Source organism: Acinetobacter sp. YH12039 (assembly GCF_013420015.1).
In the GTDB taxonomy this organism is placed as follows: domain Bacteria; phylum Pseudomonadota; class Gammaproteobacteria; order Pseudomonadales; family Moraxellaceae; genus Acinetobacter; species Acinetobacter amyesii.
The window spans coordinates 21,174-42,710 of the sequence record NZ_VOZA01000009.1 but is presented as its reverse complement, the minus strand read 5'-3'; the positions used below and the strand labels follow the sequence as shown (position 1 = coordinate 42,710).

18 protein-coding genes and 1 pseudogene are annotated in these 21,537 nt (G+C 41.7%); 11 read left to right on the top strand and 8 right to left on the bottom strand.

Going from position 1 to position 21,537, the window contains the following annotated elements; all coding sequences use genetic code 11:
- Positions 1 to 47 precede the first annotated feature (47 nt).
- From FTT98_RS05930 to FTT98_RS05910, 5 genes are all read right to left on the bottom strand, one after another.
- Positions 48 to 881 carry an enhanced serine sensitivity protein SseB C-terminal domain-containing protein gene (locus tag FTT98_RS05930; RefSeq protein ID WP_180177148.1) on the bottom strand — a complete coding sequence of 278 codons (834 nt, stop codon included), beginning with the start codon at positions 879 to 881 and terminating at the stop codon, positions 48 to 50.
- A gap of 84 nt (positions 882 to 965) precedes the next feature.
- Positions 966 to 1,811, bottom strand: a complete 846-nt coding sequence (dapF, locus tag FTT98_RS05925) for a diaminopimelate epimerase (RefSeq protein WP_111883917.1) — start codon at positions 1,809 to 1,811, stop codon at positions 966 to 968.
- A 13-nt stretch (positions 1,812 to 1,824) separates the two neighbouring features.
- Positions 1,825 to 3,069, bottom strand: coding sequence for a diaminopimelate decarboxylase (gene lysA, locus FTT98_RS05920; protein ID WP_180177147.1), 1,245 nt, complete (start codon positions 3,067 to 3,069; stop codon positions 1,825 to 1,827).
- Positions 3,070 to 3,093: 24 nt separating this feature from the next.
- Positions 3,094 to 3,303, bottom strand: a complete 210-nt coding sequence (locus FTT98_RS05915) for a lipoprotein (protein WP_373685129.1) — start codon at positions 3,301 to 3,303, stop codon at positions 3,094 to 3,096.
- A 344-nt stretch (positions 3,304 to 3,647) separates the two neighbouring features.
- Positions 3,648 to 5,051, bottom strand: coding sequence for an amino acid permease (locus tag FTT98_RS05910; RefSeq protein ID WP_180039619.1), 1,404 nt, complete (start codon positions 5,049 to 5,051; stop codon positions 3,648 to 3,650).
- A gap of 332 nt (positions 5,052 to 5,383) precedes the next feature.
- Between FTT98_RS05910 and FTT98_RS05905 the strand changes: the two genes are divergently transcribed.
- A complete protein-coding gene (locus tag FTT98_RS05905) occupies positions 5,384 to 6,745 on the top strand; it encodes a sodium:alanine symporter family protein (protein WP_180059254.1) in 1,362 nt (453 codons plus the stop codon).
- 240 nt (positions 6,746 to 6,985) lie between these two features.
- Here FTT98_RS05905 and FTT98_RS05900 read toward each other — a convergent pair.
- Positions 6,986 to 7,342, bottom strand: a pseudogene (locus FTT98_RS05900) (hypothetical protein); the annotation flags it as partial.
- 185 nt (positions 7,343 to 7,527) lie between these two features.
- On the opposite strand from FTT98_RS05900, the gene radA reads away from it, so the two are divergent.
- The 6 genes from radA to FTT98_RS05870 all read left to right on the top strand — a co-directional run bounded on the left by radA (position 7,528) and on the right by FTT98_RS05870 (position 13,302).
- The gene (gene radA / locus FTT98_RS05895) at positions 7,528 to 8,916 is read left to right on the top strand and encodes a DNA repair protein RadA (protein ID WP_180003350.1); all 1,389 of its coding nucleotides are present in this window, start codon (positions 7,528 to 7,530) and stop codon (positions 8,914 to 8,916) included.
- Between the two features lie 123 nt (positions 8,917 to 9,039).
- Complete coding sequence (locus FTT98_RS05890; protein WP_168378274.1) at positions 9,040 to 10,041, top strand: Tim44 domain-containing protein; 1,002 nt, start codon at positions 9,040 to 9,042, stop codon at positions 10,039 to 10,041.
- A gap of 201 nt (positions 10,042 to 10,242) precedes the next feature.
- Positions 10,243 to 10,590 carry a hypothetical protein gene (locus tag FTT98_RS05885; RefSeq protein ID WP_168378275.1) on the top strand — a complete coding sequence of 116 codons (348 nt, stop codon included), beginning with the start codon at positions 10,243 to 10,245 and terminating at the stop codon, positions 10,588 to 10,590.
- 1 nt (position 10,591) lies between these two features.
- The gene (locus FTT98_RS05880; RefSeq protein ID WP_180177146.1) at positions 10,592 to 12,343 is read left to right on the top strand and encodes a PepSY domain-containing protein; all 1,752 of its coding nucleotides are present in this window, start codon (positions 10,592 to 10,594) and stop codon (positions 12,341 to 12,343) included.
- Positions 12,340 to 12,678 carry a DUF3325 domain-containing protein gene (locus FTT98_RS05875; RefSeq protein WP_180177145.1) on the top strand — a complete coding sequence of 113 codons (339 nt, stop codon included), beginning with the start codon at positions 12,340 to 12,342 and terminating at the stop codon, positions 12,676 to 12,678. The genes FTT98_RS05880 and FTT98_RS05875 overlap by 4 nt, the downstream gene beginning before the upstream one ends.
- A gap of 102 nt (positions 12,679 to 12,780) precedes the next feature.
- Positions 12,781 to 13,302 (top strand): tetratricopeptide repeat protein, encoded by a 522-nt coding sequence (locus FTT98_RS05870; RefSeq protein ID WP_180076778.1) that lies wholly within the window; start codon positions 12,781 to 12,783, stop codon positions 13,300 to 13,302.
- 55 nt (positions 13,303 to 13,357) lie between these two features.
- On the opposite strand, the gene FTT98_RS05865 is transcribed toward FTT98_RS05870, so the two are convergent.
- Together FTT98_RS05865 and FTT98_RS05860 are read right to left on the bottom strand one after the other, a co-directional pair.
- Entirely contained in the window at positions 13,358 to 13,882 is a 525-nt protein-coding gene (locus FTT98_RS05865; RefSeq protein WP_180049060.1) for a cysteine peptidase family C39 domain-containing protein, read from the bottom strand.
- Positions 13,883 to 13,947: 65 nt separating this feature from the next.
- Positions 13,948 to 14,895, bottom strand: a complete 948-nt coding sequence (locus tag FTT98_RS05860; RefSeq protein WP_180106420.1) for a DUF4424 family protein — start codon at positions 14,893 to 14,895, stop codon at positions 13,948 to 13,950.
- Between the two features lie 271 nt (positions 14,896 to 15,166).
- Here FTT98_RS05860 and ahcY point away from each other — a divergent pair, with 271 nt between their 5' ends.
- From ahcY to FTT98_RS05840, 4 genes are all read left to right on the top strand, one after another.
- Positions 15,167 to 16,549, top strand: coding sequence for an adenosylhomocysteinase (gene ahcY / locus FTT98_RS05855; protein WP_180177144.1), 1,383 nt, complete (start codon positions 15,167 to 15,169; stop codon positions 16,547 to 16,549).
- Positions 16,550 to 16,780: 231 nt separating this feature from the next.
- Positions 16,781 to 17,617, top strand: coding sequence for a methylenetetrahydrofolate reductase [NAD(P)H] (gene metF / locus FTT98_RS05850; protein ID WP_168378282.1), 837 nt, complete (start codon positions 16,781 to 16,783; stop codon positions 17,615 to 17,617).
- Between the two features lie 32 nt (positions 17,618 to 17,649).
- Positions 17,650 to 18,363: a 16S rRNA (uracil(1498)-N(3))-methyltransferase gene (locus tag FTT98_RS05845; protein ID WP_180055741.1), complete on the top strand. Its 714-nt coding sequence runs from the start codon at positions 17,650 to 17,652 to the stop codon at positions 18,361 to 18,363.
- 183 nt (positions 18,364 to 18,546) lie between these two features.
- Entirely contained in the window at positions 18,547 to 21,423 is a 2,877-nt protein-coding gene (locus tag FTT98_RS05840) for an EAL domain-containing protein (RefSeq protein ID WP_180177143.1), read from the top strand.
- Positions 21,424 to 21,537: the final 114 nt, after the last annotated feature.

Sequence of the window (21,537 nt, the reverse complement as noted above, 5' to 3'; positions counted from 1 at the left end):
GCTTTAGCGTTGCAGTACGTTCACTAAAGCGATTTTACATATCTATTTTATGAAAAGAGTCTAGCAAAGAACCCCTTAGGCTTACCATCAACACGTTGGTAAAAAGCTTGCGTTTCATTAAGCAAATACCCTTCTACACCATCCACACTGTGCGTATTGACATGGATTAAATCCACTGGGCATTGCTCTTTTAAACTGTCCTGTGTGATACGACCAATTTTACTGTGTAAATCTTGAATTTGTTGTTCAGATAATCCTGCTTCTAAATCTAGTCCGATCAGCAAAGTTGGTGAATCATCTCGAACTTTATTCAGCATTTGCGCCAAATAAGCAGCTTTTACCACACGCTCTGTGCCAAAAAAAATGCTTAATTGATCAATCATAAACTGCGGATATTCCGCCGACTGACCAATTAAAACTTCCGTATCTTCCGTAACTTCATAGTTTTCTGAGGGCTGAATATACTGCCCGTTCAGCAAATGTTGAATTTCTTCTGGTACAAAGTCCTTCGTCGCATCAGGTGATTGTGGATTCAATACAAGCCTTGCTCCCAAGGTCATTTCAAATAATGCCTTGGTTGGTAGCCGGATATACGACTCCTCTTCAGATATTGCCAACCGCATTTTTTCCAAGGACGTAAAAAATGGGATGACGCAATCATAAGTCTCATCTTCCCATGATTTCAATTGAACACTGTCACCTTCATCCAAGATCAAATCTTCGGCAATACGTGAATCACGTCCCCCTGTTGTTCCCACACAATACACTTTGGCTGCCAATAACTGAGCTAAAAATTCTGGGCGATACGCGGGTTCATGTAAGGCTTTATGAAAAAGTTGCTCTAAGATTTCTTCTTTTATTTCTTCGTTTATTTGTTCCATGTTGACTCCAATCCCATTGAATTATAAATTTTTATTCACTTTTTATTTTGTGAAAAAAGCCCTGAATGAATCAGGGCTTGGAGTTTAACCTTGGAAGTAACTTAAGTCTAAGCGTCCTTCGTAAACTGTTGCGGTTGGTCCGGTCATCCAGACCACACCACCTTCTTGCCACTCAATTTGCAGCTTACCACCTGCCAACTCTATTTCGACCGAATTGGCTAATAAGCCACGACGCATACCTGATACTGCCGCTGCACAAGCACCTGTACCACAGGCCATCGTTTCACCGACACCACGTTCAAATACACGTAAGCGTGCATGTTTCTCATCCACAATTTGCATAAAGCCAGCATTTACTCGCTGTGGAAAACGCTCATGCGATTCGACTTGTGGACCAATTTTAGCAACGTCTGCGGTAATAACATCAGGAACGATCGTCACTGCATGCGGATTACCCATACTCACCACATCAATGGTGAGTTGTTCATTATTCGCCAATGCAATGTCGTATAAGTTTTCAGGCTCTTCCGCAATAAATGGAATTTCATGCGGCAAAAAGCGTGGATAACCCATATTGACTCGCACCCAACCATTTGCACCTAATTCAGGCTCTACGATACCTGACTTGGTTTGTACTTTGATTTTGGTTTTGCTGGTCAACTTACGTTCATGCACAAAGCGCGCAAAACAACGTACGCCATTTCCGCATTGTTCAACTTCCGAACCATCTGCATTAAAAATACGATATTTAAAATCGACATTGGGTAAATCAGGTGGTTCTACAATCAAAAGCTGATCAAAACCAATACCAAAATGACGGTCGGCCAAACGCTGAATCGTCACTGTATCTAAATAAGCCCGTTGGCTAATTAGATCGACCACCATAAAGTCATTGCCAAGGCCATGCATTTTGGTAAATTCTAATAACATCTCGAATTTCTCCTTAAGGCAATAAACGTTCACGTTCCCATAATGATTCGATGGTTTCACGCTCACGAATCAAATGAGACTGATCACCATCAACCATCACTTCAGCAGCACGTCCACGGCTGTTGTAGTTTGAACTCATGACAAAACCATAAGCACCCGCACCCAATACTGCAAGCACGTCATTTTCTTGAATCGCCAACTGACGTTGCTTACCGAGGAAATCGCCAGTTTCGCAAATCGCGCCAACCACATCCCAGTCTTTCTTTTCAGTATCTGTACGAGGTGTTACTTCCTGAATATCCATCCATGCTTCATATAAAGCGGGACGGATTAAGTCGTTCATTGCAGCATCAATAATGGCAAAATTACGATGATTGGTCGGTTTGAGTAAATCAACTTTGGTTAACAACACGCCTGCATTTGCAGAAATACTACGCCCCGGTTCCATATACACCTTAAGGCCTAATTTTTCTAATGCAGGACGCATTGCCTGAGCATATTCTTCAACAGTTGGTGGAACTTCGTCTTTGTAGGTCACGCCTAAACCACCACCGATATCGATGTGTTTCAGCTGAATCCCCATCTCTTTTAGTTGATTGATCATCACAATGATACGATCAAGTGCATCAACAAAAGGCTGAGTTTCAGTCAACTGTGAACCGATATGGCAATCAATCCCGATTATCTCAAGATTTGGCAATGATGCCGCATACGCATAAGTGTCAAAAACGCTGTCTGAAGGAATACCGAATTTATTTTCTTTTAAACCCGTAGAGATATAAGGATGCGTTTTAGCATCCACATCTGGATTTACGCGCAATGAAATCGGTGCTTTCTTACCCATTGCCGCAGCAACTTTTTGGATTCGATCCAACTCTGCATGTGATTCAACGTTAAAACATGCAATACCCACGTCCAATGCTTTTTGGATATCGGCTTCAGTTTTACCCAAACCTGAGAATACAATTTTAGAAGCTTCACCACCGGCTTTTAATACACGTGCGAGTTCACCACCCGTCACGATATCAAAACCAGCGCCCTGCTTGGCAAGTACGTTTAACACCGCAAGATTAGAGTTTGACTTTACCGCAAAACAAATTTGATGGTCGATAAAGCTAAATGCACGATCCATATCTGAATAATGCTTTTCAAAAGTAGCTTTTGAATAAACATAAAGCGGTGTGCCATATTGCTGTGCAAGCTGTTGTAAAGAACATTGCTCTGCATGCAATACCCCATTCGTACGGGTGAAACTCATGAAAGTATCCTTTCTATAAAAGCATTAAGGTGTAGGGTTAGAATTTGAAGATTCCGACTCAGTTGTAACAGGAGCCGCTTGTTTTTCCTGCTTTTGCTGTGCAGGCGTATCTGGATAAATCAGATATTTTGCGCGTTTATCTGCATTTGCATCAGAAGGTAAATGCAATGCACCAGACTGACCACAAGCTGTCAACAGCACAGCACTTGCTAATACAATAATTTTATAATTCATAAAACGATACATAAACGTACCTAATGAAAAGATTTTTCCGAGTATAACGTGATCAACCCGCGGATAAAAGAAAAGCCCTGTAATTCCAAGTGAGCTTTTTGCCATTCTGCACTAAATTTAAGCAAAATTTGATGGTGCTGTTTTCAACCCTTATTTGTCTTTATTTCTAGCTCGATCAGGCTATTGATTTCTCTGAAATAGCTTATCAATTTGAATGCTGTTTAATACAAATCGAAACGCTAATAAACAGTCTGTTTTAACTTAAAATAAGTCCATATCCAAATAAAAAAGCTGCCCCATCAGGAGCAGCTTTTTATGTTTTTACATCAGATCAAAAATGTAAATTAATGGTGCTTTTTCTTATAAAAACCGAAATAGCCAATAATCAATATGATGAACCAAATCGGGCTCACCATGAGCGCTTTCATGGTATCTGCTTCTAATGACAAAACATAAATCATGCCGATGAAGAAGATAATCACGAGCCAGCAAGTATATAAGCCGCCCGGCAATTTAAAGGTTGATTTCGCATGCAGCTCAGGACGAGTTTTATAGTAAACGATATAGCTCCAGATAATCATGAGCCATACGCAGATAAATAAAATCGTCGAAAGTGTGGTTGCTAAAGTGAAGGCTTCAACCGTGTTCGGAACGAAATACTGTAATGCCGCACCCAACAGTAAACATACTGCAGAGAAATACAGTGCATTTGCAGGAACTGCACGTGAGTTTAGACGACCAAACGCTTTTGGACCTTGCTCTTCACGAGATAAACCAAACAACATACGTGAAGTCGAGAACACACCACTATTCATAGATGACATGACCGATGACAACACCACCAAGTTCATGATAATCGCAGCAGCAGCAATACCGGCTTGGCTAAACAAGTTCACGAATGGTGAAATGCTCGGATCAATGGTATTCCAAGGTGTTACTGACATTACAATCACAAGTGCCAGCACATAGAAAATAATGATACGAATCGGAATCGAGTTCACAGCTTTAGGCAAGTTGTGCTCTGGATCTTTGGTTTCTGCAGCCGTAGTACCAACGAGTTCTACGCCGACAAAGGCAAAAATAGCGATCTGGAAACCTGCCAAGAAGCCGGTTACACCTGTTGGGAATAGACCACCATGCGACCATAAATGTGTGAATGATGCAATTTCACCTGTCGATGAGGTAAAACCGGTAAAGATCATCCAAAGACCGACACCAATGAGCACCACGATTGCAATAATCTTAATCAATGCAAACCAAAACTCTAATTCACCAAAAAGTTTAACCGTAACAAGGTTCAAACCCATGATAAAGACAATGGCGGCAACACTGATCATCACCCCTTCTTCGGGCGAGAATGGGTTACCTCCATTAAAGAATTGCAGGTAATAAATAATGGCCGATAAATCTGCAATCCCTATAGTGATCCAGCACAGCCAATAGGTCCAACCCACAAAATAACCTGCCCACGGGCCGATTAAGTCGGTTGCAAAATCGATAAAAGATTTATATTCAAGATTTGATAGTAATAACTCGCCTAATGCACGCATGACGAGGAAAACCATAAAACCAATAATCATATAGATAATAAGGATGGACGGACCAGCTAAACTGATGGTCTTTCCTGACCCCATAAATAAACCTGTACCAATCGCACCACCAATCGCAATCAATTGCAGGTGTCGATTGGACAAGCTTCGTTTCAAATCGCCGCTATCAGCGTGCGATCCATGAATTTCATTTGACATTATTTAATTCAACTTCGCGTTCCAATTGCGACAAATTAACGTAAAAATTTCAGAAAATACAAAATTATTTTTCATCATCTATATTTTCGGATTAAGTGACAAAGTTAATTTATTTTTCTTATATATAAAAATCTTAGCGCCAGTTCACATTTTAAAGCGACCAATAAAACAACAATTTACTTGTAATAACTTAAATTTTATGCAAAAAATATTTTACCAACGATAAAAAATTATGCCAAAAATCATGGAAGTTTCTAACAATGGCATATCAATTGCTACAGATATCAAAAATGTAGCATTCACTCACTCTGGGCCGATAAGAAGAAGATACTATGCAAGAAATTCAAAATATCATGGAAACACTCAGTGGATGGGTCTGGGGCCCATACATGTTGGTCCTCATTGTCGGAACAGGTGTATTCCTCACCTTCCGATTACTTTTCTGGCAATTTCGCATGTTGCCTTTCGCATTCAAACAAGTCTTTGGCAAACATCCTAAAGTAGATCATCATGATGGGGACATTTCTCATTTCGCCGCACTCATGACTGCACTTTCTGCCACCATTGGTACAGGTAATATTGCTGGTGTAGCCACCGCTTGTGTACTCGGTGGACCAGGCGCAGTGTTTTGGATGTGGATGACCGCACTCTTTGGTATGGCAACCAAATATGGTGAAGGTGTACTCGCTGTAAAGTTTCGTCATAAAAATGAAAATGGTGAAATGAACGGTGGTCCGATGTATTACATCGAACGTGGACTTGGGCCTAAGTGGAAATGGTTGGCAGTGGTATTTGCCCTATTTGGTACTTTGGCATCCTTTGGTATTGGTAGTTCAGTACAGTCCAATACTGTCGCGCTTGCTGTGGAAAATAGCTTAGGGATCAGCACACTCACCACGGCTATAGTCATCACCATATTCTCTGCTCTCGTTATTTTAGGCGGCATCAAATCCATTTCTAAAGCCTCTTCATTTATTGTTCCAATCATGGCGGTAGGTTATGTATTGGGTGGCTTAATCATTATTTTCAACAACCTTGAATTAGTTGTGCCTGCACTAAAAATGATCTTTAGCTATGCATTTACGGGCGAAGCTGCTGCAGGTGGTGCGATTGGTGCTGCGATTCGTTATGGTGTAGCACGTGGTGTATTCTCTAACGAAGCAGGCATGGGCTCTGCACCTATTGCCGCTGCGGCCGCAAAAACTGACCATCCAGCACGTCAAGGTCTTGTCTCTATGACAGGTACGTTCTTAGACACCATCATTGTTTGCTCAATTACAGGTATCGTACTGGTGATGGGCTTCATCATGGCGGGACAAAGCTTTGGTGATCAAACTGGTGCCGTACTGACGATTAGTGTTTTTGACAAACTACTTCCGGGCTTCGGTGGTTGGGTCGTGACTTTCGGTATTATTTTCTTCGCTTATTCAACCATTCTGGGTTGGAGCTATTATGGTGAAAAATGCTGTACATACCTCTTAGGTGAAAAGTCAGTACTGATTTATCGCTTAATTTACATCGCATCAGTCTTTGTCGGCTGTGTCGTAACACTCGATCTCGTTTGGTTATTTGCCGATACCTTTAACGGTTTGATGGCTGCACCAAACTGTATTGCACTGTTATTGCTCTCAGGCATCATTGTAAAAGAATCGAAAGATTTTATTGAACGTCGTAAATCAGGTGAATTGTACTAATCCCCTGCTAAACAAAAAGCCACGTGAATTCACGTGGCTTTTTTTTTCGGACTGAAAATCAATATTTACTTATTGAATCGTACCAATTTGACCATCATCAAATTTGTCGTTTTTCGTGTTGCTTTCATTGGCTGCTTCATCTTTTGGATCTGATTCAGTATCTTCAATAAAGCCTTCACCAAATTGGTCACCAAACTCATTTTCAGCATATTCAGAATCTACAGCACTGGCTTCCATCAGATCAGCTTCGATTTCTAGGGCAATTTCCAAAGATAAAGAAAAGAACAATACCCCCTGAATTTTCATGTTCCCTTGTTCATCTTCAAGGTATTCACTGAGGGTTTTATATGCAGGGCTGCTTTCATCAAAAGGCACGTCAAGGTATAAATCACCTGTATAGCTATCGATCAAAGACTCACCTTCTAGCCCCATACAAGGGAAATAGTCGATATTTTGCAGGTCAAACCAGTGCATAACATCATTACGCACCGTATTTTTTTCAGGATGTTGATGATCATATTCTTCAAAATGCACAAATAACACATCACGATTTTTTTCACGTGCGATGGCATCGATATGTCGTAATAGTTCAGTCATGTGGTGACCCATTTCAAAAAATATAATGCGCTATTATAAAGTGCTTACCATGTAAAAGTGCATCTGTTGAAAATAAAACGACATCAATTGACCTTCAACAGTCATTTCATGCGATAAAAACTTGGTTTTTCGATGTATTCACCGCTATGCTGTGACTCAATTTGAGTTTGTGCACAGTAAATATTATGGCGAAAGCAAAAAGTGTCTATCGATGTGAACAATGTGGTGCTGATCATCCCAAATGGGCCGGTCAATGTACCGAATGTGGTGAATGGAATTCATTAGTCGAAGTCAATATTGCACCCGCCGTTACACACCGTGCACAGCCTAAAATGGGCGGTGGCTATGCAGGTCAAGCTGCTGCTGTGACCACCTTAAATCAAGTTTCCGTTTCGCATGAAACCCGTATGGCAACAGGTATTGGTGAATTTGACCGTGTGCTCGGTGGTGGACTGGTCACAGGTTCAGTAGTGCTGATTGGTGGTGACCCCGGCATTGGTAAATCCACTATTTTGCTACAAACCGCAACCTATATGGCGGCGAGTAAAAGCTCTGCCTTATATGTCACTGGTGAGGAATCTTTGTCTCAGGTGGCGCTACGTGCCCAGCGCTTAGATTTACCGACCGATCAACTCAAAGTCATGGCCGAAACCTGTGTCGAGCGTATTTGTGAAGTATTGGCACATGAACGCCCTGCCGTGGCCATTTTAGATTCGATCCAAACCTTATACACCGAGACACTCCAGTCTGCGCCGGGGGGTGTTTCCCAAATTCGTGAATCGGCTGCACTCCTGACCCGTTTTGCCAAAAATAGTGGTACAGCATTGTTTATTGTCGGTCATGTAACAAAAGAAGGTTCTTTGGCTGGCCCTCGTGTGCTTGAGCACATGGTCGATTGTGTTTTGTATTTTGAAGGTCAGTCTGACTCGCGCTTCCGTATGATTCGTGCAGTGAAAAACCGTTTTGGTGCAGTCAACGAGCTTGGTGTATTTGGCATGACCGATAAAGGTCTGCGCGAGGTATCAAACCCCTCCGCTATTTTCCTTAGTCGTTATGATGAAGCCATTCCGGGTTCCATTGTCATGATTAGCCGTGAAGGTACACGCCCACTTTTGGTTGAAGTTCAAGCTTTGGTAGATGATGCGCACGGACAACCTCGACGCGTGGCCTTAGGTTTAGAACAAAACCGTTTAAACATGCTTTTAGCCGTTATGCACCGTCATGGTGGCGTACAAACCGCTGGACAAGATGTCTATGTCAATGTCGTGGGTGGTTTAAAAATCACAGAAACAGGTTCTGACCTTGCCGTACTTTTAGCTTGTGCCTCTAGCTTAAGAGCTAAAGCCCTGCCACAGCATTTGGCGGTATTTGGCGAAGTTGGACTTTCAGGCGAAATCCGTCCTGTACCCAATGGACAGGAACGACTCAAAGAAGCCATTAAGCATGGCTTCAAAACCATTATTTTACCGCGTGGGAATGCACCGCAAAAACCAATTTCAGGTGTAGAGATTATTTCTGTGGCACGTTTACATGAGGCATTGAGTCAGGCAATTACGCTGACCGATGAGTCTTAGTCACGTTGAATCGTTTATTTTGAATGAATTTTCAATTTTTTACCGATGTTCTATTGAAATTCAGTACAAATGGCGGCATAACTAGATGGCTATTTTAAATTTATATAGATATAGGAAAATTTGATGGAAGTTCGACAGCGTGGTTTGATGACTGCTCTTTTAACAGCAGCCCTTTTGGTAGCGCCGATTGCAGAAGCGAAACGTGCCGGTGGTGGTAAAAGCCATGGTATGAGCCGTCAAGCTGCTCCAACTCAGTCTTATCAGCAACCTCGTCAATCTGCTCCTGTTCAACAGCCTGCAACTGCTGGCGCTCCAGCAAAATCTGGCTCGAATGTGGGCGGAATGGTTGCTGCTGGTGTGGCTGGTGCTGCAATTGGTGCTGTCGCTGCAAATGCGATGGCCGATGACAATAACGGTCAAGCAGCTTCTGAAGCGCAAGCTCAACAACAGGAAGAGAAAGGTGGTATTCCAGGCTGGATCTGGATTTTACTTGCCGCTGCTGTTGCCTTCTTCATTTTCCGTAAGATGGGCGCAAAAAAAAAACTAGCCACTAACAATCCGTATGCGCCAAACAGCGGTGCAAACAATGCACCGTTTGGCCAGCAAAATGCCGCACCTCGTGCAGGCAATGACAATACGAATATTTTTGGTAATTCTGTAGGCGGTAATTCAGCAGCTTCAAATGCTCCATTTGGTGCAGCTGCTGCAACGAACGCGCCTTTTGGTGCTGCCTATACCAACAGCGGCAATCAATTGCCTGATGGTACAGAACCAGCAACATTTTTACGTGTTGCACGTCAGCGTTTTAACCACATTCAATCGATGAATACTGCAAGCAACATTTCTGAAATTCAGCGTTACTTAACGCCTGACCTTTACCAGTCTATGTATAACGACATTATGGCGAATAAAGATGAAGACGTTGCTGAGTTTTCTAACTTAAATGCTATGGTGGTCGATTCTGCTAACGAAAATGGTCAATACGTTGTAAGTGTGCGTTTTACAGGTACGGTAAGTGAAGACTTAAATAGCCTGCCACAGCCATTTGCTGAAGTATGGCATTTTGTTAAACCTGTGGGTTCTGATCAAGACTGGTTAGTTGCAGGCATTCAACAAGAGCAATAATGTAGAGAATTAAGCATTCTTGCATTCTAAAATAGCGACTCCGGTCGCTATTTTTTCGCCTTTAATTCTCCTCATTTAAATCCATTTCTACTCAGCATGCTGAAAAATCAATAATTTTGTGAATACATTATTCTAATTATTAATAATAATTGTTATCATTTAGATTAACTTTAATACAATTTCCAAGCGCTTAAGTATTTTATGAATAGCTCACCACCTGAGGCACTCGTGACCCCCCTCACATCTGCGCTGCCTAAAACGCGTAAAGACACCCCTTCTCTATTGACCTATCGCTTGATGATTTTCTATCGCTTTGCCCTCGCTTTAGTGGGCGGATATGTTGTCGCGATGCTATCTGCCATCGTAATCGCAGATGTGTTTAGCGAAGACCGCGGAAGTGCAGCCATGAGTGCAACTTTAATTGCATTTATCCTGTGGAGCTGTGCATTTATTTGGGTCTTTATGGTGAATAAAACCCTCAAAGCAACTTTAGGCATTGTGATCCCTGCGGTGTGTTTGTATGCCGTTTATATGATGATGGGAAGCTAAAATGCGTGTTGATGCAAAAGTTGAGGGACCACGCCAGTCCATGTCTTGGCTGCATACATGGGCTAGCCTCATCTTAGGTTGGTTGCTGTATGCAATTTTCCTGACCGGAACCCTGAGCTTTTTTAAAAATGAAATCAATGTTTGGATGACACCTGAGCTGCATCAATCCGTTCCAGCCAGTTCACAAGTCCAACAAACTCAAGTCGCACTGAATTATTTACAGCAAAATCATCCAAATGCAGGTGCTTGGAATATTTTACTGCCGAATACGCGTCAAAATGCCACATTAATTACCGTTCGTGAACAAGGTGAAGACCCTCGCGCACGCCGTGGTGGTAAACAAATCTACATTGATAGTGCTACAGGTGAAGTGCTTGAGCCGCGCGATACGCGTGGTGGTAATTTTCTCTATCGTTTCCATTTCGAACTTTATGGTATGCCACGTATGTGGACGCGATGGTTTGTCGGGATAGCGACACTGTTGATGTTAGTTGCCATCATTAGTGGTGTGATTACTCATAAAAAAATCTTTAAAGATTTCTTTACCTTCCGTTCAGGTAAAGGACAACGTTCTTGGCTCGATGCACATAATGCAACCGCAGTATTTGCGCTTCCCTTCCACATCATGATCACCTTTAGTGGCCTGTTGCTGCTGTTATTTACAATCATGCCTTGGGGGATTGAGCGTATTTATGAAAACCGTGGACAATTTTTACAAGAACAAAATCGTGCCCTAGTTCAAGAAAATAAACCTGAAGGACGTGAATCTGCCCAAGGACGCGAAGAACGTGGCGAACGCCCACAGCAAGCCCGTGCCAATTCTGCACAAAACCAAGGCGAAAATCGTGCTGAGGGCCGTGGTGAAGGTCGAGGAGATCGTCGCTCTAAACGTGAAGAGCAACCTGTCGTTGCTGCGCCGTTGACCAACTTAGCGCCAATCGTGACTGCGGTTCAGACTGAATGGAAAACCAATCCGATTAGTACCGTTAGCATCATTGCACCGAATACAGACCAAGCTAAAATTGAACTACGCGCCTTACATGGTGAAAGTGTTGCTTATCGAAATGTCTATGCAAGCAAACAATTTGATGGCGTAACTGGCAAAGACTTAACTGACGAAAGTGCCAAGTTAAAGCACCCTTCTGTACCGATGGGTATTTACAATGTAGTCACTACGCTACATGAAGCACGCGGTGTAGATTTAGCACTACGTTGGCTGCTGTTTATTTCAGGGATTGTAGGCACCCTGATGGTCGCTACAGGTCTCATTCTGTGGTGTGTAAAACGTGCGCCTCAACAGCAGAAACAAGGCTTTAAATCATTTGGCTACCGCACGGCTGAAGTGACCAATATTGCAGCGATTATTGGTTTACCCATTGCCTGTGCAGCATTTTTCTATGCCAACCGTTTTATTCCCGCACAGCTTGAAAACCGTTCGGAATTAGAAATTCGTAGTTTCTTTATTGTTTGGCTACTGACGCTCGTTTATGCGATGTTCCGTACGCACCGTCAAGCGTGGCTGGAACTTTTAGCTTTTGCCACAGCAATTTTTGCCTTACTGCCAATTGTAAACTTCATGACTGGTGGTCAAGCGCTTTGGAATACCATGGCAAATGGCCAATGGATGATTGCATCCTTTGATCTTGCAATGTGGCTTTTGGCTATCTTGTTTGCCTATTCATTTTACAAAGTGAAAAAGCATAAAGGGCTGCCTGTTAAAAAAGCACGTGGCACAAAGGAGGTTGAAGCATGATGTTCTTTCTCCTGATTTGGGCACTGAGTAGCTTAGGTTTTTTTGCCTTGGCATGCAGCATGTCTAAACATCAAAAGCAGTTCTACAGCAAAGAGTTAAGTGTGGGCCAAACACGGTTAGCCACGTTAGTCGGCTGGGCGCTATTGATTATTGCCTTGATAATTTGCCTCTCACTTGGCACGCCGAGCAATAACATCAGTTATTGGTTTGGCGCGCTGACCATTGCGGCTTTATTTGTCGGGCTATGTATTAGTTATATCGCTGAATATTTTTGGAAAATTATCGGTGCATTAGTTGTCATATTTGTATTGTCTGCAGTGTTATTGAAATTTTAATTCTTTAGACAACGATCTCTAAACATTGAAAGCCAATCTTCGGATTGGCTTTTTTCATGCCAACCGATTAGGCTATGCCTATTCTGCTCTTTTGGATTACACATGTCTGAACTTTCGATCTCTCCTGCTTTATATAACCGCGCCATGGCAGGAAATAAAGATGCTCAATTTGAACTGGCTGAAATTTATATGCAAAGTGAAAATGATGAGCATGTTGAACTTGCTGAAGAATGGGCACTCAAAGCAGCTCAGTTAGGTCATGTAGAAGCGATGTATTGGCTGGGTGAAGGTTATGCAGTCTATGCCAAAGATATGCTCGAAGAAGATCCTGAAGAATCTAAAACCTATTTTGAGCATGCGCACCGCTGGTTAGAACAAGCGTCAAAACATGACCATCCTGCTGCAATTTTAGAACTCGCCAATTTTTACCGTCGCGGCGATGTGGTGGAAAAAGATGTCGCTAAATCCATTGAACTGGTTGAACAATCTGCAAAATTAGGTGAAGTTCAAGCCATGCGTGATTTGGCTTTTATTTATGCTAATGGATTAGGCATCGACGCTGATGAAGAAAAAGCAGATTTTTGGAATGAAAAAGCCAATGCGGCCGAACAGCCCAAAGCTTAAATCACAAAGAAAAAGGCCCATCTCATGATGGGCTTTTTGCTTTTAACAAAATGGCTCAGCTCGCCACATAATCATTTACATCCACAATAATGACTTGTCGGCAAATGCCTTCCGCACCACGCTGCTGTTCAAATACGTCTGCTGGCATGGCATCAAAGCTGTCAAAGAAACTGATCTCTGTCTCATCAATGTCATACACCAAGGAATGATTCCCCACTCCGTCTAGGGTGTCGTAATAGACAATCACAAACTGATTTTGTTCAAAAGCCTGCTGAATTTGTGCATAGCCAATTGCAGGCAATATAGGCAGTTCCAATTGATCCGCTTCCGCATAGCTGCGTTTTTCACTGTCTTGCAGCTCAGGATCATGCTCTGTGTAAAACTTTACTTGGAAGCCAAACTTCTTTAACCCAACGGCTAAACCAATGGTTGTTGTGCCATGGTCAGCTTCATAAGCGCAAACTTCGATGAGTTGCTGAATGTCTGCATCTATACCTAAGTGCTGCAGCAGCATCCACACCGCATAAATGCCCCCGTTGGCTTCTAAATTTGCCAACTCATCAGGTATTTCCATCGACATATATCAAAACTCAAAATTGCTTATGGACGATGATAAACAAATCGCAGCAGTTTTGCCTGCAAGTTTTAATCCAGACCTGATTTCACATGCACAAAAATAATGTCCAAATCTTGTTTGGGCACAAAATTCTTTTCAACCATTTGAAACTGCGTAGCGCTGATTTTCTTCACTTTACCTGCCCAGCAAAAAGAAACCAACTCTCCTGCATCACGCTCGATAGTCAGTTTAAAATCTTGAATAGGCTTTGCCCAATTGGCACCAGTTTTTAAGATATAGCCCAGCGCTTGAAATGGTGCATGCTGTGATTTAGCCTTTCTGAGTCCTGCCTTAAAGTTTTGATCCATACAATAACTTTTATTATATTCATCAGGATATAAAGCCACAGACCCACCCACTAGCGGTGCATATTGATGCTGTACACGTGTGAGCGCATTGGCTTTAAACGTTTGCTTCCAGCTATAAATCACCTGAGATGACCATGAAATTTCTTCACTCAAATCTTTGGGCAATACTTTTTGCAGCGCTGCATTTTTACAGTTTCTAAGCTTTGCCTCAAAAGTTTTATATTCAACATCTTGCCTGCTCCACGGATTCAGCATGTCTTTTTCCGTAAATCCGCATTGCTTAAAACTCTCAGTCATATCAATCGGCGCTGTTTTCTCATCTTTTTGAATAAAAGTGCGTACGTGCATTTCAGGCTGAATCGTTTTTCCATTCACCTGAACTTTAAAACTTTTTAGCAATTTTTCAGTATTGGCAAAATCAGATTCAAAGAAGTTTTCAACTTTTGGCAGCGGAAATAAGACCGTTTCAGTCACATCTTTATTGCTTAAATTTTTGAACTGGTAATCGACCTTGATGATTTTTTTACTAATAAACAGGTCTTCACTGAACATTTGAATATCTTTATTTTTCAGGTATTGCACACCGCCTGTTGCCACATAGCCTGTTGAATCATTGGATACGGCAAGCACTGGCCAAAACATCAATAAAGCCATTAAGGGTTTAATCATTCTTCTTATACTCCCAAGCGATTTATTAAATTTAAATACTCACAGCGTAATTTTATAGATCAAGAAATCTATAAGTCAGATATTAACCAATTTCAGATTGGAACAAAACGTAATTCCAAGTACAATACTGCCCTAGTCGAGGGATGCTGCGACTTTCTTATAGGCACTAAATATAAGATCGCTAGGCTCGACGATTCGGTTGGACACTCGTTCCAATCAACAACGGCATCCGCGAACTGAATGATCAATTGTTTTTATTAAGGAGATCGTGATGAACGCGGTTAATGCTTCATTTACAGATTACAAAGTTGCCGATATTTCACTAGCTGACTACGGCCGTAAAGAAATCAAACTCGCAGAAGCAGAAATGCCAGCCCTAATGGGTCTTCGCAAACGCTATGCAGCGGCTAAACCCCTTGCTGGCGCGAAAATCCTAGGCTGTATCCACATGACTATTCAAACTGCAGTTTTAATTGAAACTCTAGTTGAATTGGGCGCAGAAGTACGCTGGACTTCATGCAACATCTTCTCTACTCAAGACCACGCTGCTGCTGCAATCGCTGCTGCAGGTATTCCTGTATTTGCTTGGAAAGGCGAAACTGAAGAAGAATACATGTGGTGTCTTGAACAGCAAATCAATGTGAACGGTACACCTTGGGATGCCAACATGATTCTGGATGATGGCGGTGACTTAACTGCACTTGTTCACGAAAAATACCCAGAAGTAATTGCTAAAATCCACGGTATTACTGAAGAAACCACTACAGGTGTTCAACGTCTTTACGAAATGCACCGCGACGGTACTTTAAAAGTTCCTGCAATCAACGTAAACGACTCTGTAACTAAGTCTAAAAACGACAACAAATACGGTTGCCGTCACTCTCTAAATGATGCCATCAAACGTGGTACAGATATGCTTTTATCTGGCCGCCGTGCGCTTGTGATCGGTTATGGCGACGTAGGTAAAGGTTCTGCTCAATCACTTCGTCAAGAAGGCATGATTGTACGTGTAACTGAAGTTGACCCAATCTGCGCAATGCAAGCATGCATGGACGGTTTCGAAGTTGTTGCTCCGTATAAAAATGGCATTCAAACTGGCAAGAAAGAAGACATCAACCTTGACCTTCTTCAAAATACTGACTTGATCGTAACAACGACTGGTAACTACCACGTATGTGACGCAGCAATGCTTGATTCATTAAAAGCTGGCGCTGTAGTTTGTAACATCGGTCACTTCGACACTGAAATCGATACAAACTACCTACGCGGTTACAAGTGGGTTGAAGTTAAGCCACAAGTTCACCAAGTGTATCGTACCGAAAATGAAAACGATTACTTAATCCTTCTTTCTGAAGGTCGTTTGGTGAACCTTGGTAACGCAACTGGTCACCCATCGCGTATTATGGATGGTTCTTTTGCTAACCAAGTATTGGGTCAAATGCACTTGTTCGCTGAAAAATTTGCTGATCTTTCAGAAGATCAAAAACAAGCGGCGATCCGCGTAGAACTTATTCCTAAGAAATTAGACGAAGAAGTTGCTGCAGCAATGGTTGCAGGTTTCGGTGGCGTATTGACGACTTTGACTCAAGAACAAGCGGATTACCTCGGTGTTCAAGTTGAAGGCCCGTTCAAAGCTGAGGCTTATAAATACTAAGTTTTATAAATACCTCTCCCTAACCCTCTCCTGAGCGTGCTTCAAGCACTGCTTTGAAGCTCAGCGCAAGAGAGGGAACTCTTCATTGTGAAAGCAAATTTGTTGTTAACTCCAAATAACTATTACTTTCATAATGGAAGTCCCTTCTCTTGCGCCATATATGGCTCAGGGAGAAGGTTAGGATGAGGGGATTTTTTTAAATAAAAGTATTTATAAAAAAAGGATTTGAACATGTCAAAACAGATTCCTATTTCCTTTGAGTTCTTCCCGACCAAAACTGATGCGGGCGCGGAAAAACTTAAAGTTGTACACCAAGAACTACAATTATTAAATCCTGAATTTTTCTCTGTAACATACGGTGCAGGCGGTTCTACCCGTGAACGTACTTTGTCTACATTGAACGACTTCAACGGTAAAGGCACACCTGTTGCCCCTCACCTGTCTTGTATTGGTGACAGCAAAGAACGTATTGCCGAATTGCTGGATTTGTATAAGTCACAAGGCATTGACCGTATTGTTGCGCTGCGCGGTGACTTGCCCTCTGGTCAGGTGGGCTTAGGCGAATTGCCTTATGCAACAGATCTTGTGCGTTTCATCCGTGAACATACTGGTGATCATTTCAAAATTGAAGTTGCAGCATACCCAGAAATGCACCCGCAAGCAGACAGCTTTGATCTCGACATCAAACGTTTCTGCGACAAAGCCAATGCTGGCGCTAATGCAGCACTCACCCAGTTCTTCTTTAATCCAGATGCCTATTTCTACTTTGTAGAGCGCATTCAAAAAGAAGGCGTGAACATTCCTGTCGCTCCAGGCATTATGCCGATTACCAATGCAAGCAATTTAATTCGTTTTGCTGATGGTACAGGTGCAGAAATTCCTCGCTGGATTCGCAAACAGCTTGCGACTTATGGCGACGACACAGCGTCAATCAAAGCCTTTGGTCATGAAGTGATTGTGAAACTTTGCGAACGCCTGATTGCTGGTGGTGCGCCAAGCCTGCACTTCTACACCATGAATACCACTGACCCTACACGTCAACTTGTGAAAGACCTCGGTCTTGCATAAGACATTTCGACCTTTTTGAGAGTAAAACTTTAATGCCACGTTTTTATATTGAAGCTGATTTAACTGTTGATACGACTGTTGAATTAACGGAAACAGTGTTTCATCACTGGGTAAAAGTTTTACGTGCTCAAGTGGGCGAAACTGCCACTTTGTTCAATGGGCAAGGTGGCGAATACCATGTTGAATTGGTTGAAGTCGCTAAAAAGTCGGCTGCCGTCCAAGTTTTGCAATTCAATCCAAGCAATCGCACACCACATTTTACAGCACTATTGGGTCAAGTGATGAGCAAAGGCGACCGCATGGATTATGCAATTCAAAAAGCGGTGGAACTCGGTGTTTCTGAAATTCAACTACTCACATCCGAACGTTGTGAAATGCGTTTGAAGTACGATCGTGATCAAAAGAAACTCGACCATTGGCAAAGCATTGCTATTGCTGCATGTGAACAATGTGGTCTCAACATTGTCCCTAAAGTACTTGCGCCCCTTTCTCTTGAAAAATGGTTGGAGAGTAATCTACCGACAACCAAGTTGGTACTCGCACCCAATAAAGATGAAGTTGATGTATTAGCAGATGCTGACCCGCACTTTGCCTTACTGATTGGCCCTGAAGGTGGCTTGAGCGAAGCCGAGATCAGCGCAGCAAATGAGAAAGGTTTTGTGAACTGGTGTATCGGTGAACGTGTCCTTCGCACAGAAACTGCACCTGTAGTTGCACTTTCAATTTTAAATTATAAATTTATTTAATTTTTACTCGATGGTTCATCTGAAAGCATCAATGATGGCATCCTTGATATTGCTTTTTATTTGTAACGCAATTACCCTAGAGTCAATAAAAACAAATGATTTGTTACTAAGAATAAACAAATACTCTCAGGAACAATACAAATACAACGATCTAAATTTGGTTAAGGCAGGGTTTTTATATTCATGACGTATAAACAAGATGAATATATCAAGCAGTACAATCATACTGCTCAAATTGCGAACACGATTCGCCATAGCCGCTATTTTTTAGTCAGTATTCTGATTATTTGCTTATATATTTTTTCGATATATCAAATTTTTTATAAATCACCATCTTTATATTTCAATATTTGGTTTATTTTTACCGAAGTTTTTGTCAGTTTATGCTGGCTGATGAGCACCGTTTATTTTAAACCTGAACAATATTCACTGATGATTGCGCATCGTTGGCTACAATTTCAGTGTTTTTCAGTCGGTACGCTTATTGCGAGCGGTATCTTTTTAATTTTTTACTATTTACCTGCGACCAATCAAAGCTTTGAACCGATTCAGGCCTTAACGCTCTCAGCCCTACTCTTGATCGTGACGCAAACCTTTGGTTTGACCTATTTAACGCAAAAACTCAATTATTTTTGTTTAGCCTTTATCCCGTCTATCGTGCCGTATCTGATTGCACAGTTCTTTTTCTTAGATAGTTCAAATCACTTATTTAGCCTGAGTATTAATTTTGGGCTCATTGTGATTCTAATGTGCGCCATGACGTCATATCGGATTCACCGTCGTGTGTCGACCTTACATGCAAAAAACAACCTACTGGTTGATAGTGCCAAGCAACAAGTCAAATGGACTGATGAACTGTGTCAGCAGCTCCAAGATGAAGTCAACAAATCACGTGACATCGAATTACAATTACAACTAGGTAACCAAATCCTTGAACAAAAAGTCAAAGAACGGACCTTCGACATTGAGCAAATGAACAAGGATTTAGAAAACCAACAAGCCAATTTAGTCCTTGCGCATGAAATCGCCGGTTTACGTCCTTGGGATTGGAATATCAAAGACCGTAAAATCGTTGTCACCAACTATAAGCAAGAAAAAACCCTTAGACATTCGAAAGAGCATCAGCAACAATTACAACATGTGATCCATCCTGATGATATCCCTCATTTTAAATCAGCGATGATTCAACATCTTCGTGGATTTAAAGACCGTTATGAGGCCACCTATCGGATTCAAAACAGTCAAGGAAAATGGAGTTGGGTACATGATATTGGGCGAGTCATTCAACGCGATCCTGATAACCGCAAGCCCTTGCGCATGGTCGGTATTCGTCGTGATATCCATCAAGAACGGACGTCTCAAGAACGTTTAAAACTTGCAGCCAGCGTACTCGAACAAGCCGCTGAAGGGATTTTCATTTTAAATGAAGAGCTGTGCTATATCGAAGTCAATCCGTTTTACGAACAATTAACTGGATTTAACTACGACCAAATTATTGGCAAACATCTATTTGATATCACAGCAAATTACAAATCAATTCAACGCAGTATGCACTACTCGATCATTAAACAAGTGCTGAAAATTGGTGAATATGATGGTGAATTGCACGAAAAATTTCTTTCAGGTAAAGAACTGACGCTATGGATGCATATTAATGCGATTACCGATGATCAAAATCGCGTCACCCATTACATTGGAATTGTCTCAGATTTAACAGAACGTAAATTGCAAGAACAACGTTTATCTTATTTAGAAAATTATGACACTTTAACGGATTTGCCGAACCGTTTTTATTACAACTATCAACTGCATCAGTATTTAGTTTCGCAACAAGATTCGATTAAACAGTTGGCCGTCATACGTTTAAACATCGACCGTTTCCGTCCATTAAATGAATATCTCAGCAATAACGGTGGTGACGAACTGTTACGCCAAGTCGCACAGCGTTTGCGTCTGACCAATGCCGAAGCTCTGTTTGTTGCACATTTAAATGGCGATGATTTTGCGATTGTGTATGAAATTTCACACATCCGCCCTTCTGTGCATGAGCATTGTGAACGCATCAATAAAGCCTTTAGCATTCCATTTAATATTTTTGGCCAAGAACATGTCATCACCTTATCGATGGGTGTAGCGTTCTATCCTGAGCATGGCCGTCAGCTAGATTATCTAAATAACTGTGCAGAACAAGCGCTGAGCGAAGCTAAAAATTTGGGAGGCAATACTACACGTTATTATTCCAATGAAAATACCGCATTATTAGAGCAAGGGATCTTCTTGGAACGAGACTTACGTAAAGCCATTCAAAATAATGAGCTGGTGGTGTATTACCAACCGAAGATCAATTTCCGTGATAAAAATATTTACGGTTTTGAAGCCTTGGTGCGCTGGAATCATCCTGAAAAAGGCTTAATACCACCGGGCTTATTTATTCCTTTAGCAGAACAAACCAGTTTAATTTCCGATATCGGGCGTTTTGTCCTGCAAAAAACCGCGCAGCAAATTCGCTTTTGGAATAATTTGGGTTATCAAAATATTTGTGTATCCGTCAATATTGTCGCGCAGCAACTGCGCCGTGGACAATTGTTAAATGATCTTGATGAAGCGATAGATGCCAATCAAATTGATGGTGCAAGTTTAGAACTGGAAATTACCGAATCCTCTTTGGTCGAAAATCTAGATTCAGTACGTGAACTGTTAAACGAAATCAAAAAACGTAAAATCAATATTTCACTTGATGACTTTGGTACGGGCTACTCATCATTATCTTATCTAGCTGATTTCCCAATTGATATCTTAAAAATTGACCGGAGTTTTATCTCTAAAATTGGTGAAAATAAACAATTGGCCATCGTCAGTGCCATGATTGCCATGGGCAAAGCGATGGGCATGACGGTAGTCGCTGAAGGGATTGAAACCGAACAACAGTTACAGTATCTACAAGACTTAGAATGTGACATTGCTCAAGGCTATTTTTTCTCTAAGCCATTGCCACAAGAAGAGGCAACCGTGTTCCTTGAAAATAATATCTCTTCGCCTGCTTATACTTACTTAATATAAGTCACTATGCCTGAGCTATAAGATTGTCTGAAAAAGACGCGACTTCGACTGTCCCAACTGTGCAACTAATGTTATATTCAAGCGGATAAAGCAAGCATTTCAGCTTTATATTGG